Source organism: Bradyrhizobium sp. USDA 4532 (assembly GCF_024171315.1).
In the GTDB taxonomy this organism is placed as follows: Bacteria; Pseudomonadota; Alphaproteobacteria; order Rhizobiales; family Xanthobacteraceae; genus Bradyrhizobium; species Bradyrhizobium australafricanum.
The window spans coordinates 3,472,800-3,487,236 of record NZ_JALJZN010000001.1 but is presented as its reverse complement, the minus strand read 5'-3'; the positions used below and the strand labels follow the sequence as shown (position 1 = coordinate 3,487,236).

Sequence of the window (14,437 nt, the reverse complement as noted above, 5' to 3'; positions counted from 1 at the left end):
GCGATGTATGTAGCCGTCAAGGGAGGCGAGCGCGCCATCGAGAACGCCCATCGTCTGCTCGCGCATGAGCGGCGCGGCGACCGCGAGGTGCCCGAGGTGACGCTGGCACAGATTTCCGAGCAACTCGCGCTCGGCGTCGATCGCGTGATGACCGAAGGTTCGCTCTACGACCGCGAGCTCGCGGCGCTCGCGATCAAGCAGGCGCGCGGCGACATGATCGAAGCGATCTTCTTGGTCCGCGCCTTCCGCGCCACGCTGCCGCGCTTCGGCGCCACCGAGCCGGTCAACACCGGCGAGATGCAGGTACGGCGGCGGATCTCCTCGACCTTCAAGGACGTTCCGGGCGGCCAGATCCTGGGGCCGACCTTCGACTACACCCATCGCCTGCTCGATCCGCAGCTCGCGGAAGGCTTTGTGCCGGAGCAGCCGGCGACCGCGGAGGCCTCGCAGGCCGCCACGCCGCGGGTGACCGACATTCTCGGCCGTGACGGTCTGATCGAATCCTCGCCGCAGGCAGATAGCAACACGCCGGTCGGCGACCTCACGCGCGAGCCGCTGAGCTTTCCGGCCGACCGCGATTTGCGGCTGCAGAATCTGGCGCGCGGCGATGAGGGCTTCCTGCTCGCGCTCGGCTACTCGACGCAGCGCGGCTACGGCCGCAATCACCCGTTCGCCGGCGAGATCCGCTTCGGCGAGGTCGAGGTCGAGTTCTTCGCCGAGGACGCGGGCTTTGCCGTGCCGCTCGGCTCGATCGAATTGACCGAGTGCCAGATGGTCAACCAGTTCAAGGGCTCGACGACCGAGGCGCCGTGCTTCACCCGCGGCTATGGCCTCGCCTTCGGGCAGAGCGAGCGCAAGACCATGTCGATGGCGCTGGTCGATCGCGCGCTGCGTGCGCGCGAGCTCGGCGAGGAGGCGGCGGCGCCGGCGCAGGACGAGGAGTTCGTGATGTCGCACTCCGACAATGTCCAGTCGACCGGCTTTGTCGAGCATCTCAAGCTGCCGCACTATGTCGACTTCCAGTCCGAGCTCGGCCTGTTGCGCAAGCTGCGGCAGGAGTTCGCGGAAGCCAACGAGGCCGTGGAAATGCAGGAGGCCGCGGAATGAACGCGCCGACGTACAATTTCGCCTATCTCGACGAGCAGACCAAGCGGATGATCCGCCGCGCGATCCTCAAGGCGATCGCGATCCCCGGCTATCAGGTGCCGTTTGCGAGCCGCGAGATGCCGATGCCCTATGGCTGGGGCACCGGCGGCGTGCAGGTGACCGCCGCGATCCTCGGTCCCGACGACGTGCTGAAGGTGATCGACCAGGGCTCGGACGACACCACCAACGCGATCTCGATCCGCAAATTCTTCGGCAAGACCGCAGGTGTCGCGACCACGACCTCGACCACGGACGCGACCGTGATCCAGACCCGGCACCGCATTCCCGAGGCGTCGCTGCATGCCGGACAGGTGCTGGTCTATCAGGTGCCGATCCCCGAGCCGCTGCGCTTCCTCGAGCCGCGCGAGACCGAGACGCGGCGCATGCACGCGCTCGCCGAATACGGGCTGATGCACGTCAAGCTCTACGAGGACATCGCGCGCTTCGGCCATATCGCGACCGCCTACGCCTATCCGGTGAAGGTGAACGCACGCTACGTGATGGACCCGTCGCCGACGCCGAAATTCGACAATCCGAAGATGGACAATTGCGCGGCGCTGCAACTGTTCGGCGCCGGCCGCGAGAAGCGCATCTACGCGATCCCGCCCTACACCACCGTGGTGTCGCTGGACTTCGAGGATCACCCGTTCACGCGCTACCGCTTCAACGCGCCCTGCGCGCTGTGCGGCGCCGACAATTCCTATCTCGACGAGATCATCACCGACGACAAGGGCGGGCGGATGTTCGTCTGCTCCGACACGGACTTCTGCGAGCAGCGCCAGGCCGCCGGCCATCACGGCACCGAGAGCGCAGCGCCGCACAAGGAGAAGGCGCATGTCTGAGCTCTCGAGCCTCGACAACGACGAGCCGTTGCTGGTGGCCGAGGGGCTTGCCAAGAATTACGGCCGGCTTACCGCCTGCCGCGACGTCTCGTTCGCGCTCTATCCCGGCGAGGTGCTGGCGATCGTCGGCGAGTCCGGCTCGGGCAAGTCGACGCTGCTGCAGCTGCTCTCGGCGCAGCTCGCGCCGAGCGCGGGCCGGGTGTGCTACCGGATGCGCGACGGCGTGCTGCGCGATCTCGCTGAACTCGGCGAGGCCGAGCGGCGCTTCCTGTTCCGCACCGACTGGGGCTTCGTGCACCAGGACCCGGCGCAGGGGCTGCGCATGGGCGTCTCGGCCGGCGCCAATGTCGGCGAGCGGCTGATGGCGGTCGGCTGGAATCATTACGGCCGCATCCGTGACACCGCGTCGACCTGGCTGGAGCGGGTCGAGATCGATACCGGCCGCATCGACGATGCGCCGAAGACCTATTCCGGCGGCATGCGGCAGCGGCTGCAGATCGCCCGCAACCTCGTCACCGAGCCGCGGCTGGTGTTCATGGACGAGCCGACCGGCGGCCTCGACGTCTCGGTGCAGGCCCGCCTGCTCGACCTGATGCGCAACCTCGTCAGCGAGCTCGGGCTCGCCGCGATCGTCGTGACCCACGATCTCGCCGTGGCGCGGTTGCTTTCGCATCGCGTGATGGTGATGAAGGGCGGCCGCGTCATCGAGACCGGCCTCACCGACCAGGTGCTCGACGATCCGCGTGAGCCCTATACGCAGCTGCTCGTTTCCTCGATTCTTCCGCCATGAGCGTGCCAATGACCGCGATGATCGAACTTGCCAACGCCGAGAAGACCTTCACCATGCATCTGCAGGGCGGCGTCGAACTGCCCGTGGTGCGCGGCGTCTCGTTCCACGCCGATCCGGGTGAGTGCGTGGTGCTGTCGGGCCCGTCGGGCGCCGGCAAATCCTCCATCCTGAAGATGATCTTCGGCAACTATCGCTGCGACAGCGGCCGGATCGGCATCCGCCATCACGGCATGGTTGTCGACCTTGCCACCGCCGAGCCGCGCCAGGTGCTGAGCATCCGCCGCTCGACCATCGGCTATGTCAGCCAGTTCCTGCGCGCTGTGCCGCGGGTGGCGACGATCGACGTCGTCGCCGAGCCTTTGATCGTCAACGGCGTGGCGCGCGAGGAGGCCCGCGCGCGCGCCGGCCAGCTGCTGCGCCGGCTCAACATTCCGGAGCGGCTGTGGACCTTGCCGCCCTCCACCTTCTCCGGCGGCGAGCAGCAGCGCGTCAACATCGCGCGCGGCTTCATCTCGGACCTGCCGATCCTGCTGCTGGACGAGCCGACCGCTTCGCTCGATGCGGCGAATCGCGCCGTGGTGGTCGAGCTGATCGCGGAGAAGAAAACCAAGGGCGTCGCGATGGTCGCCATTGTCCATGACGACGAAATCCGTCATCTGATTGCCGACCGCATCGTCGATGTGACCTCGTTCGCGGCTGCTGCCTGAAGGACCGTTTGAAATGACCGCCAAGCAAGACACTATCATCGGCAACGCCCGGCTGGTCCTCGCCGATCGCGTGATCGAGCAGGGCTGGGTCGCGATTGCTGATGGCAAGATCGCCGAGTTCGACGAGGGCAGGGCGCCCGAGGCCGCCGAGGATGCCGGCGGCGATCTCCTGATGCCCGGGCTGATCGAGCTGCACACCGACCATCTCGAGATGCACTATGTGCCGCGGCCGAAGGTGTTCTGGAATCCGGTCGCGGCCGTGATCTCCTATGACGGGCAGCTCGCGACCTCAGGCATCACCACGGTGCTGGATTCGCTGCGGGTCTGGCGCGAGGACGGCGCCGAGGATGTCGACGGCCGCGCCGGCGTGCTGGCGGCGGCGATCGCGGCGGCGCGCGAGGAGAATCTGCTGCGCGCCGATCACTTCCTACATCTGCGCTGCGAGGTCCCGATGCCGGACGTGGTCGCCGAGGCCAAGGAGCTGATCGACCGGCCGGACGTGCGGCTGATGTCGCTGATGGACCACACGCCGGGCCAGCGCCAGTTCCGCGACGAGGTCAAGCTGCGCGACTACTATCGCGGCAAGGGCGGCGGCATGACCGACGCCCAGCTCGACGTGCTGTTCGCACGGCGCTTCGCCTATCAGAAGGAATATGCGGTGGCGAACACCCGCGCGATCGTCGCGTTGGCGCATGAATACCGGATCCCGCTGGCGAGCCATGACGACACCACGGATGAGAACGTGGTCGACGCCGTCAACGACAAGGTCGCGGTGGCAGAGTTCCCGACCACGATGGAAGCCGCGCGAGGCTTGCACGCCGCCGGCATCGACATCCTGATGGGCGCGCCGAATGTGGTGCGCGGCGGCTCGCACTCCGGCAACATCGCGGCCGTCGATCTCGCCAATGAGGGCATGCTCGATATCCTGTCGTCGGACTACATCCCGTCCAGCCTTTTGATGGCGGCGCTGCAGCTGCCGCGGCATGTGCCGGCGATCGATCTCGCTTCCGCCGTGCGCACCGTGACCAAGACGCCGGCCGAAGCGGTCGGGCTCACCGACCGCGGCGAGATCGCGGTCGGCCGGCGCGCCGACCTGATCCGCGTGCACGTTGCGCGCGATCTGCCTGTCGTGCGCAGCGTCTGGCGCGAGGGAGGGAGGGTCGCATGACCGATGCATCCGTCGTCGCCGACCGGCGCGCCGGAATCGGTCCCGGCCGGCTGATCCTGGTGGTCGGCCCGAGCGGCGCCGGCAAGGATACGCTGCTGGGGTTCGCCAAGGCGGCCTGTGGCGATGATCGCGATGTCGTGTTTCCGCGCCGGCTGATCACCCGCCAGGCCTCGGCGTCGGAGGACAATGAGGAGGTCAGCGCGGAGAGCTTCCAGCGCGCGGTAGCCGCCGGCGACTACGCCATGCACTGGGAAGCGCACGGCCATCGCTACGCGCTGTCGCGGTCGATCAACGACGATATCGGCGCCGGGCGCACCGTGATCGCGAACGTCTCGCGCACCGTGATCGCCGCGGCGCGCCGCAACTATGCCAATGCTGTCGTGGTGCTGGTCACGGCGCCGCCGGATGTGCTGGCCGCGCGGCTCGCGATGCGGGCGCGCAGCAGCGACGGCCTTCTCGAGCGGCGGCTGGCCCGCACCGTCGACGAGAGCACGTCGACGCCCGATTTCACCATCGTCAATTCCGGCACCGCCGACTATCATGCGCGACAGCTTGTCCGCATCATCAAGGGCGAACGCTGGGACGACTAGCAACCATAGGAGAACGGCACGAATGTCGGTGATCGAAACGGTCGAGCAGCTTGAGGCGATCTACGGCTTCCCGAACGACGCGTCGACCGTGAAGGTCGCCGATCACGTGACGCCGCTCTATCGTGTGCTCATCGAGAAGTCGCCGTTCGTGTCGCTTGCGACCGCAGGCCCCGAAGGGCTCGATTGCTCGCCGCGCGGCGACCTGCCGGGCTTCGTGCGCATCCATGATGCGAAGACGCTGATGATGCCGGATCGCCGCGGCAACAATCGCTGCGATTCGCTGCGCAACATCGTTCGCGATCCCCGCGTCGGCTTGCTGTTCCTGATTCCCGGCTCGGGCAGCACGCTGCGCGTCAACGGCCGCGCTTATGTCACGGCCGAACCGGAGCTGCTCGCCTCCTTCATGATGGAAGGCAAGGCACCGCGCACGGTGATCGTAATGCATGTGGAGGAGATCTATTTCCAGTGTGCGCGCGCGATCGTGCGCTCCGATCTCTGGAATCCGGACAAGCGGGTCGATCCGAAGGTCTTGCCGACGCCGGGCCAGATCCTCGCCGAGATGAGCGAGCACACGGTCGGCGGCGAAAAATACGATCGGGAATGGCCGGAGCGCGCGCGACAGACGATGTGGTGATGCGCCCGGACGGCTGGGAAGCATGATCCGGAAAAGTGCGAAGCGGTTTTCCCTGCGACAAACGCGAAGCGTTTGCGCGGAGATCATGCTCAAACAAAAGCGCTATAGCGCGCTGACGATTGAACCCATCGCGCTTTAGGCCTCGGCGGCGCGGTCTTCCCAGTCCTCCCAGGTCACGTCAGCATTGATCTCGAGGTAGCGCGCAACGGCGACGCCGATGGTCGGGAAGAAGTTGTTTTCGCCAAGTTGCGCCAGCAGGCCGAATTTCTTCAGCTTGTCCTTGACGGGATCCTTGAGCTCGGCAAAGCACAGCTCGATCTTCTGTGCATGCAATGCCTCGTCGAGCTCGGCGAGAATGTCGCCGGCGGTCACGTCCACGCTGGTGACCGGCTCGGCCGTGACCACCAGCCAGCGCACCGGCGTCGGGGATTTCGCCACGGCATCCAGCGCGCGTTCCTTGAAGAACTCGGCATTGGCAAAGAACAGCGGCGCATCCCACCGGAACAGCACCAAGCCGGGGATCTGGCACGCGTCCGGGTATCGCGTGATGTCGTGATAGCCCTTCACGCCGGAGGCGCGGCCCAGCACGGCGGAATGCGGCCGCCAGCCGTCCCACAGGAATTCGACGATCGCGAGCACGATGGCGAGGCCTATTCCGGGGATCACGCCCAGCACGGCCACGCCGACAAAGCAGACCATCGATAGCCAAAACTCCCACTGCTGAATGCGGTAGATTCGCCTGAGGTCGCCGATCTCAAACAGGCCGAGCGCAGCGGCGATGACGACGGCCGCCAATGCTGCGTTGGGCAAGTGCTGCAGCAAATTCGGCGCTATCAGCAGCAGGAAGGCGATGGCCAGCGCGCCGATGACGCTGGTCAATTGCGTGCGCGCTCCGGCAGCTTCCGCAACGGGCGTTCGCGATCCGCTGCTGCTGATCGGAAAACCCTGAAAGAAGCCGGCCGCCAGATTGGCCGCGCCGAGCCCCACCATCTCCTGGTTGGGATCAACGCGATCGCCCAATCGTCCTGCATAGGCGCGCGACAGGACGCTGGTATCGGCGAACGACACCAGCGCGACGGCGCAGCCGCCGATCAGCACCTGCACGATGTCGCCATAGCCGATCCGGGGAATGGCAAATCCCGGCAAGCCCTGGGGAAGCGAACCCAGGACCGTCACGCCGAAGCGGGCCCCGAGATCGAGAACCCCGGTGACGACCGTCGCGGCGACGACGGCAATGAGAATGCCGGGCAACCGCTTGTTCCGGGCTAGCAGCAGGATCACCGCCAGCGTCGCAAGGCCGATCCCGAGGGTCGCCCAATTCGTCTTTCCGTCGACGATTGCTCCGATGACCGCCCAGAGGCTGCGCAGAGGTCCATCGCCTTCAATGGAAAAGCCGAACAGCTTTGGCAGCTGGCTGATCAGCACGGTCAGGGCAATGCCGTTCATGTAGCCGTAGCGGATCGGCTTGGAGAGAAGCTCGGTCAGGAATCCCAGCCGCGCGATACCCGCGACGATGCATATCGTCCCGGAGACCACCGCCATCATGGCGGCCAGGGTTGCCGCACGCATCGGATCGCCGCCAGACAGCGGAGCGACGACGCCGAGGATGATGGCCGCAAGCGCCGAGTCCGGCCCAAGGACAAGGATGCGGCTCGGCCCGAACAGCGCGTAGACGAGCAGCGGGATGATCGTCGCATAGAGCCCGTAGATGCCGGGCAGGCCGGACGCCTCCGCATAGGCGATGCCGACCGGGACCAGCATGGTCGCGAGCACCAGCCCGGCGACGATGTCGTGTGGGAGCCACGCCGCTTGATATCGACGCAGCGTGGTGAGACCCGGCAGCCAGCCGGTCCAATGCTTCATCGCCGGTCACTCCCAACGTCGTTGGGGCCGCAGGCGCTTGACGTGAACCGCTCTACCCCTTCAACCGCTTTAACCCTTCGCCTGCTCATCAAACGCCTTCAGCGACACCGCTGCAATCTCGCGCAGCGCGTTGCGGTCGGCGCCCGAGGAAGCCATCACGCACATGCCTGATGTCACCGCGGAGAGATAGCGGGCAAGGGTGGCCGGATCGGCGCTTTCGCCCAGGTCGCGTTCGGCCTTCGCGCGGACAAAACGCTCGTGCAATTGGTCCTCCGTTCGGGTGCGGCGCGCTGCCAGTTCAAATGGAACATTCTCCGAGCCGGTGCCGCAGGCAAGGCCGCCCTGCACCAGCAGGCAGCCGGGCGGGTTGGCGGGATCGGTCTGGGCGTCCGCGTGCTCCATGAGAAATCGTTCGGCCACCTCTCGGGCGGTGGAGGCGCCCAAAACCTTTTCCATCCAGGCGTCGCGCTTCTCGGTGTAGCGGTCGAGCGCGGCCTTCAGCAGACCCTCCTTGCTGCCAAAGGCGGCGTAGAGGCTCGGCGGATTGATGCTCATCGCCTCGGTGAGCTGCGCGATCGTCGCGCCCTCGTAACCATGGCGCCAGAACACATCCATGGCCTGGTCCAAAGCGGCGTCCGCGTCGAAAGCGCGGGGGCGTCCCATTCCCATTTTTCGTTGCTCCGTAAGCCGGGTGCCGTTTCTATGACGGATTGTCCCTGGCTTATCCTCTTGTTGCACGTGATGTTTTTCCGCGACTTCCCATTTCCCCATGAATGAGATAAGAAATTCATAGTGCTTGATACATAAGTATCTTGCGAACCGGCGTCCAGCTCCACATCTGTAGCGAACACTACAGATATCTGGAGCGCGTGAATGCCCTCGTCTATCCAAAATCCCCGTTCCGGCCGCTTCCGACGTGTCGTCGGCGGTATCGTGATCCTTGGCGCCCTAGCGGTGGCCGGTTCGATCGCGACCGGCCACTATTTCCATGCCGCACAGGCGACCGCGACTGCCGCGGCCCCCGAGCCGGCGGTCCCGGTCACCGTTGCCGTGATCCAGCCGCGGCCGACCACGCTGTTCGATGACTTCTCGGGCCGGCTCGAAGCCGTCGACCGGGTTCAGCTCCGGCCGCGGGTGGCGGGCGCGATCCTTTCGACTAACTTCACCGAGGGCGCGCTGGTGAAGTCCGGCGACATCCTGTTCAAGATCGACCCCGCGCCCTACGCCGCCGAGGTCGATCGCGCCCAGGCGCAGCTCGAGGCCGCCAAGGCCCGCGTCGTGTTCACCACGAGCGAAGTCGAGCGCGGCGCGCAGCTGGTTGGCAACAACATCGTGACCAAGCGCGATTTCGACCAGCGCGACAACGCCAACCGCGAGGCAGTCGCTAACGTCAAGGCCGCCGAGGCCGCGCTGCAGATGGCCAAACTCAATCTCGACTATACCGAGGTGCGGGCGCCGGTCGACGGCCGGGTCGGCAGGATCGAGGTCACCGTCGGCAATCTCGTCGCCGCCGGCACCTCGTCACCGGTCCTGACCTCGCTGGTCTCGGTCAATCCGATCTATGCGAGCTTCGATGCCGATGAGGAAGTGGTGCTGCGCGCGCTGAACTCGATCGCGGATGCCTCCGGCAAGCGCGGCAATCTCGACCAGATTCCGGTCGACATGGTGACGTCGGGCGGCCTCAGCGCCAAGGGGCACATCCAGCTCATCGACAACCAGGTCAACGGGCAGAGCGGCACCATCCGAGTCCGCGCCGTGTTCAAGAACGATGACGGCCGATTGATCCCGGGGCAATTCGCCCGTGTGCGCATGGGCCAGCCCAAGCAGCAGACGCTAGTGCTGATCGACGAGCGCGCCGTCGGCACCGACCAGGACAAGAAGTTCGTGATGCTTGTCGGCGACGACAGCCGCGCCGTCTATCGTTCCATCACGCTTGGCGGCTCGGTCGATGGCCTGCGGATCGTCACCGCCGGCCTGAAATCCGGCGACCGCATCGTCGTCAACGGCCTGCAGCGCGTGCGTCCCGGCGCACTCCTGAAGATGGAAGTCGCCGAAATGGGCGCGCGCGGCGTGAAGCAGGCATCCACTGAAACCAACCAGCACGTCGTGCAGCGCTAGGCGCTGCACGCGGGGGCGGAGCCATGAATCTCTCAAAATTCTTTATCGACCGGCCGATCTTCGCCGGCGTGCTTTCGATCCTGATCTTCCTGGCCGGGCTGATCTCGCTGCTGGCGATGCCGATCTCGGAATATCCCGACGTGGTGCCGCCGTCGGTCGTGGTGCGCGCGACCTATCCCGGCGCCAATCCGAAGGTGATCGCCGAGACGGTCGCGACCCCGATCGAGGAGCAGATCAACGGCGTCGAAGGCATGCTCTACATGTCGAGCCAGGCGACCACCGACGGCGCGATGACGCTGACGGTGACGTTCCGGCTCGGCACCGACCCCGACAAGGCGACCCAACTGGTGCAGAATCGCGTGCAGCAGGCCGAGCCGCGCCTGCCGGCTGTGGTGCGCCAGCTCGGCATCATCACCAAGAAGAGCTCGCCCGACCTCACCATGGTCGTGCATCTGCTGTCGCCGAACAACCGCTATGACATGACGTATCTGCGCAACTACGCGGTACTCAACGTCAAGGACCGGCTGGCGCGGATCGACGGCGTCGGCGACGTCCAGCTCTATGGCGCCGGCGACTATTCGATGCGGGTCTGGGTCGATCCGCAGAAAGCCGCCGAGCATTCGCTGACCGCGAGCGACGTCGTACGCGCGATCCAGGCCCAGAACGTCGAGGCTGCCGCCGGCGTGGTCGGCTCCTCGCCCAGCGTCAAGGGCATCGACCTCCAGCTCTCCGTCAACGCCGAGGGACGGCTGTCGACCGAGGAGCAGTTCGGCGACATCGTGGTGAAGACGGGTTCGGCAGGCGAGGTGGTGCGGCTGCGCGACGTCGCGCGGGTCGAGCTCGGCGCCTCCGAATACGGCCTGCGCTCGCTGCTTGACAACAAGCAGGCGGTCGCGATCCCGATCTTCCAGGCGCCGGGGTCGAATGCGCTGGAGATCTCCGACCATGTCCGCGCCACGATGGCCGAGATCAAGAAGAACATGCCGGAAGGCGTATCCTACCAGATCGTCTACGATCCGACGCAATTCGTGCGTTCGTCGATCGAGGCTGTCATCCACACGCTGCTCGAGGCGGTCGCCCTCGTCGTGCTGGTCGTGATCCTGTTCCTGCAGACCTGGCGCGCCTCGATCATCCCATTGATCGCGGTCCCGGTGTCGATCGTCGGCACCTTCGCGGTGATGCATGTGTTCGGCTTCTCAATCAACGCGCTCAGCCTGTTCGGCCTGGTGCTGGCGATCGGCATCGTGGTCGACGATGCCATCGTCGTGGTGGAGAACGTCGAGCGCAACATCGAATCCGGCCTGTCGCCGCGCGATGCCACCAACCAGGCGATGCGCGAAGTGTCCGGCCCGATCATCGCGATCGCGCTGGTCCTGATCGCGGTGTTCGTGCCGCTCGCCTTCATCTCCGGCCTCACCGGACAGTTCTACAAGCAGTTCGCGCTGACGATTGCGATCTCGACCGTGATATCAGCGATCAATTCGTTGACGCTGTCGCCGGCGCTGTCGGCTCTGCTGCTGAAGGGACATCACGAGCCGAAGGACTGGCTGACCCGGATCATGGAAAGGTCGCTCGGCTGGTTCTTCCGCGGCTTCAACAAGGTCTTCACCAAGTCCTCCGAGAACTACGGCCGCACCGTTACCAAGGTGATCTACGGCAAGGCCGCGGTGATCGGCCTCTATGTGCTGCTGATCGGCCTGACCGGCGTGCTGTTCAAGCAGGTGCCGAGCGGCTTCGTGCCGGGCCAGGACAAGCAGTATCTGGTCGGCTTTGCCCGCCTGCCCGATGGCGCGACGCTCGACCGCACCGAGGAAGTGATCCGCAAGATGAGCGACATCGCGCTGACCCAGCCCGGCGTCGAAAGCTCGGTGGCGTTCCCCGGCCTGTCGATCTCCGGCTTCACCAACTCCTCCAACGCCGGCATCGTGTTCTCGACCTTGAAGCCATTCGACGAGCGAAAGGATCCCTCGCTCAGCGGTCCGGCGATCGCGGCGGCGCTCAACAAGAAATATGCCGGCATCCAGGATGCCTTCATCGCCATGTTCCCGCCGCCGCCGGTCAACGGCCTCGGCACCATCGGCGGCTTCAAGCTGCAGATCGAGGACCGCGCCGGCCTCGGCTATGAAGCGCTGAACGACGCGACTAAGGCGTTCATGGCGGCGATGCAGAAGGCGCCGGAGATTGCCGGCGTGTTCTCCAGCTTCCAGGTCAACGTGCCGCAGTTGTTCGCCGATATCGACCGTACCAAGGCGTTGCAACTCGGCGTGCCCGTCACGGAGGTCTTCAACACGCTGCAGATCTATCTCGGCTCCTACTATGTGAACGACTTCAACAAATTCGGCCGCACCTACTCGGTCTATGTGCAGGCCGACGCGCCGTTCCGCGCGCGTGCCGACGACATCAGGCAGTTGAAGGTGCGCTCGTCGTCGGGCGACATGGTGCCGCTGTCGGCGTTGCTGAAGGTCCGCCAGAGCGCGGGTCCGGAACGCGCGATCCGCTACAACGGCTTCCTGTCGTCGGACATCAACGCGGCTGCCGCGCCGGGCTATTCCTCCGGCCAGGCCCAGGAGGCGGCGACGCGGATCGCGGCCGAAGTGCTGCCGCCCGGATTCGCTTTCGAATGGACCGACCTGACCTATCAGGAGTTCATCGCCGGCAACTCCGGAATCTGGGTGTTTCCGCTGGCGATCCTCCTGGTGTTCCTGGTGCTCGCCGCGCTCTATGAGAGCCTGGCGCTGCCGCTCTCGATCATCATGATCGTGCCGATGGGGCTGTTGGCCGCGATGTTCGGGGTCTGGCTGTCGAAGGGCGACAACAACGTCTTCACCCAGATCGGCCTGATCGTGCTGGTCGGATTGTCGGCCAAGAACGCCATCCTGATCGTCGAATTCGCGCGCGAGCTCGAATTCGCCGGGCGGTCACCGATCCGTGCCGCGATCGAGGCGAGTCGCTTAAGGCTGCGACCGATTCTGATGACGTCGATGGCCTTCATCATGGGCGTGCTGCCGCTGGTGCTGTCGACCGGCGCGGGCTCGGAGATGCGGCGCGCGATGGGCGTTGCGGTGTTCTCCGGCATGATCGGCGTCACGGTGTTCGGCCTGTTCCTGACGCCGGTGTTCTACGTGCTGCTGCGCAGCCTCACCGGGATGAAGCCGCTGACGCAGCACGGCGAGACGACCATCCCTGGAAAAGCACACGCGGCATGATGCCGCGTGTGCAGAGCGTTTTCGAGCGAAGTGGATACCGGTTCGCGTGAAGAAAACGCGGCAAGACAAAAAAACGAGAGCTTCAGCTTTGATTCAATCAAAACTGAAGCTCTCGTTCGTGTCAGCTTCGAACGGAATCAGGCTGCGATATCGAGCAGCAATTGTGATGAACCGCGGACCAGCACCTTGCGGCCCGCGGGTGTCAGCTCAAACGAATCGCCGCGCACGGCGACATAGCCGAGCGTGATCAGGCTTTCGACGGCGAACCTGTTCAGCCGTGAAGGGTTTGCTGCGGGAGCCCGCAACGCTTTCAGCGCATCCCACTGATCGGGTCTGAGTTCGAATTCTTCGCTCATCGGTCCAGGCACTCCAGAAGTTCTTGGCGTGCGAGATACAGAGCGCAGATGAATTTCGTGCGACCACAACGAGTCAGGATTTCGATTTATGTGGACGCGTCGTCACATCGCCGTGTCATTGGAATACTTCAATTTTTTCGAATCATTGCGGCGCAATAACGCGTGATTTCGTCACATTGATTAATCCCAAATTGTCACACAGGTTAATCGTCTCGATTAACCGCGCCGCACACTTGCGCCGCCATCGACCGGCAACGTGACGCCGGTCACGAAGTTTGCTTCATCGGAGGCGAGAAACAGCGCGGCATTGGCGACGTCCCAGCCGGTGCCCATCTTGTGACGCAGCGGCACCTTGCTGTCGCGCTCGGCCTCGACCTCGGCGCGGCTCTTCTTGAATTCGCGGGCGCGGGTGTCCACCGCCATCGGCGTGTTCATCAATCCCGGCAGGATCACGTTTGCGCGAATGCCATATTGCGCATTCTGGTAGGCGAGCTGTTCGGTGAAGGCGATCATCGCCGACTTGGTCGCCTTGTAGGCGACGTAGGGATAGGTCGTGATCGCGGCCATCGACGAGATGTTGATGATCGAGCCGCGCTGCTGCGCGCGCATGATCGGGATCACATGCTTGGCGGCGAGGATGCAGCTCTTCAGATTGATCGCCACGCAGCGGTCGAACGCCTCCTCGGTGATATCAAGCAGTTCGGCATCGCCGCCGGAGAGGCTGACGCCGACATTGTTGTGCAGGATGTCGACACTGCCCCAGCGGCCATGTGCGTCCGCCACCATCGCCTTGATGTCAGCATTTTTGGTGACGTCGGCCTTGAAGGCGACTGAAGTCCCGCCCTTGGCCGCGATCAGGTCGACCGTCTCCTGCGCCGAAGCCAGATTGTAATCGACGCACAGCACCCTGGCGCCTTCGCGCGCGAAGGTCAGCGCGGTGGCGCGGCCGTTGCCGATGCCCTCGCCGGGGCTTTGGCCTGCACCGACGACGATGGCGACGCGATCTTGCAGGCGCAT

General features: G+C 65.2%; 13 protein-coding genes. 9 read left to right on the top strand and 4 right to left on the bottom strand.

Going from position 1 to position 14,437, the window contains the following annotated elements; all coding sequences use genetic code 11:
* The first annotated feature begins 3 nt into the window (after positions 1-3).
* Genes J2R76_RS16475 through J2R76_RS16445 form a run of 7 tightly spaced genes read left to right on the top strand, consistent with a single transcriptional unit; the run spans position 4 to position 5,877 of the window.
* Entirely contained in the window at positions 4-1,107 is a 1,104-nt protein-coding gene (locus J2R76_RS16475; protein ID WP_076829004.1) for a carbon-phosphorus lyase complex subunit PhnI, read from the top strand.
* Positions 1,104-1,988: an alpha-D-ribose 1-methylphosphonate 5-phosphate C-P-lyase PhnJ gene (locus J2R76_RS16470; protein ID WP_229190631.1), complete on the top strand. Its 885-nt coding sequence runs from the start codon at positions 1,104-1,106 to the stop codon at positions 1,986-1,988. Before J2R76_RS16475 ends, J2R76_RS16470 begins: the two co-directional genes overlap by 4 nt.
* Entirely contained in the window at positions 1,981-2,778 is a 798-nt protein-coding gene (gene phnK / locus J2R76_RS16465; protein WP_253624192.1) for a phosphonate C-P lyase system protein PhnK, read from the top strand. The genes J2R76_RS16470 and phnK overlap by 8 nt, the downstream gene beginning before the upstream one ends.
* Positions 2,779-2,786: 8 nt before the next feature.
* Positions 2,787-3,485, top strand: a complete 699-nt coding sequence (phnL, locus tag J2R76_RS16460) for a phosphonate C-P lyase system protein PhnL (RefSeq protein ID WP_057015437.1) — start codon at positions 2,787-2,789, stop codon at positions 3,483-3,485.
* Positions 3,486-3,498: 13 nt separating this feature from the next.
* Complete coding sequence (locus J2R76_RS16455) at positions 3,499-4,653, top strand: alpha-D-ribose 1-methylphosphonate 5-triphosphate diphosphatase (protein WP_076829001.1); 1,155 nt, start codon at positions 3,499-3,501, stop codon at positions 4,651-4,653.
* Complete coding sequence (gene phnN / locus J2R76_RS16450) at positions 4,650-5,243, top strand: phosphonate metabolism protein/1,5-bisphosphokinase (PRPP-forming) PhnN (protein ID WP_253624191.1); 594 nt, start codon at positions 4,650-4,652, stop codon at positions 5,241-5,243. Before J2R76_RS16455 ends, phnN begins: the two co-directional genes overlap by 4 nt.
* A gap of 22 nt (positions 5,244-5,265) precedes the next feature.
* Positions 5,266-5,877: a pyridoxamine 5'-phosphate oxidase family protein gene (locus J2R76_RS16445; RefSeq protein WP_057015434.1), complete on the top strand. Its 612-nt coding sequence runs from the start codon at positions 5,266-5,268 to the stop codon at positions 5,875-5,877.
* 135 nt (positions 5,878-6,012) lie between these two features.
* Here J2R76_RS16445 and J2R76_RS16440 read toward each other — a convergent pair whose 3' ends face one another.
* A complete protein-coding gene (locus tag J2R76_RS16440; RefSeq protein ID WP_253624190.1) occupies positions 6,013-7,740 on the bottom strand; it encodes a SulP family inorganic anion transporter in 1,728 nt (575 codons plus the stop codon).
* 69 nt (positions 7,741-7,809) lie between these two features.
* Positions 7,810-8,409, bottom strand: coding sequence for a TetR/AcrR family transcriptional regulator (locus J2R76_RS16435; RefSeq protein WP_229190635.1), 600 nt, complete (start codon positions 8,407-8,409; stop codon positions 7,810-7,812).
* A gap of 204 nt (positions 8,410-8,613) precedes the next feature.
* Here J2R76_RS16435 and J2R76_RS16430 point away from each other — a divergent pair, with 204 nt between their 5' ends.
* Complete coding sequence (locus J2R76_RS16430) at positions 8,614-9,858, top strand: efflux RND transporter periplasmic adaptor subunit (protein ID WP_253624189.1); 1,245 nt, start codon at positions 8,614-8,616, stop codon at positions 9,856-9,858.
* Positions 9,859-9,881: 23 nt separating this feature from the next.
* Entirely contained in the window at positions 9,882-13,064 is a 3,183-nt protein-coding gene (locus J2R76_RS16425) for an efflux RND transporter permease subunit (protein ID WP_253624188.1), read from the top strand.
* Between the two features lie 137 nt (positions 13,065-13,201).
* On the opposite strand, the gene J2R76_RS16420 is transcribed toward J2R76_RS16425, so the two are convergent.
* The gene (locus tag J2R76_RS16420; protein WP_076828992.1) at positions 13,202-13,420 is read right to left on the bottom strand and encodes a hypothetical protein; all 219 of its coding nucleotides are present in this window, start codon (positions 13,418-13,420) and stop codon (positions 13,202-13,204) included.
* Between the two features lie 216 nt (positions 13,421-13,636).
* Complete coding sequence (locus tag J2R76_RS16415) at positions 13,637-14,437, bottom strand: SDR family NAD(P)-dependent oxidoreductase (protein ID WP_057015428.1); 801 nt, start codon at positions 14,435-14,437, stop codon at positions 13,637-13,639.

Bases quoted from the DNA above. Each gene is read 5' to 3' on its own strand.
- J2R76_RS16475 (WP_076829004.1), top strand. From the start codon at position 4: ATGTATGTAGCCGTCAAGGGAGGCGAGCGCGCCATCGAGAACGCCCAT.
- J2R76_RS16470 (WP_229190631.1), top strand. From the start codon at position 1,104: ATGAACGCGCCGACGTACAATTTCGCCTATCTCGACGAGCAGACCAAG.
- phnK (WP_253624192.1), top strand. From the start codon at position 1,981: ATGTCTGAGCTCTCGAGCCTCGACAACGACGAGCCGTTGCTGGTGGCC.
- phnL (WP_057015437.1), top strand. From the start codon at position 2,787: ATGACCGCGATGATCGAACTTGCCAACGCCGAGAAGACCTTCACCATG.
- J2R76_RS16455 (WP_076829001.1), top strand. From the start codon at position 3,499: ATGACCGCCAAGCAAGACACTATCATCGGCAACGCCCGGCTGGTCCTC.
- phnN (WP_253624191.1), top strand. From the start codon at position 4,650: ATGACCGATGCATCCGTCGTCGCCGACCGGCGCGCCGGAATCGGTCCC.
- J2R76_RS16445 (WP_057015434.1), top strand. From the start codon at position 5,266: ATGTCGGTGATCGAAACGGTCGAGCAGCTTGAGGCGATCTACGGCTTC.
- J2R76_RS16440 (WP_253624190.1), bottom strand. From the start codon at position 7,740: ATGAAGCATTGGACCGGCTGGCTGCCGGGTCTCACCACGCTGCGTCGA.
- J2R76_RS16435 (WP_229190635.1), bottom strand. From the start codon at position 8,409: ATGGGAATGGGACGCCCCCGCGCTTTCGACGCGGACGCCGCTTTGGAC.
- J2R76_RS16430 (WP_253624189.1), top strand. From the start codon at position 8,614: ATGCCCTCGTCTATCCAAAATCCCCGTTCCGGCCGCTTCCGACGTGTC.
- J2R76_RS16425 (WP_253624188.1), top strand. From the start codon at position 9,882: ATGAATCTCTCAAAATTCTTTATCGACCGGCCGATCTTCGCCGGCGTG.
- J2R76_RS16420 (WP_076828992.1), bottom strand. From the start codon at position 13,420: ATGAGCGAAGAATTCGAACTCAGACCCGATCAGTGGGATGCGCTGAAA.
- J2R76_RS16415 (WP_057015428.1), bottom strand. From the start codon at position 14,437: ATGCGCCTGCAAGATCGCGTCGCCATCGTCGTCGGTGCAGGCCAAAGC.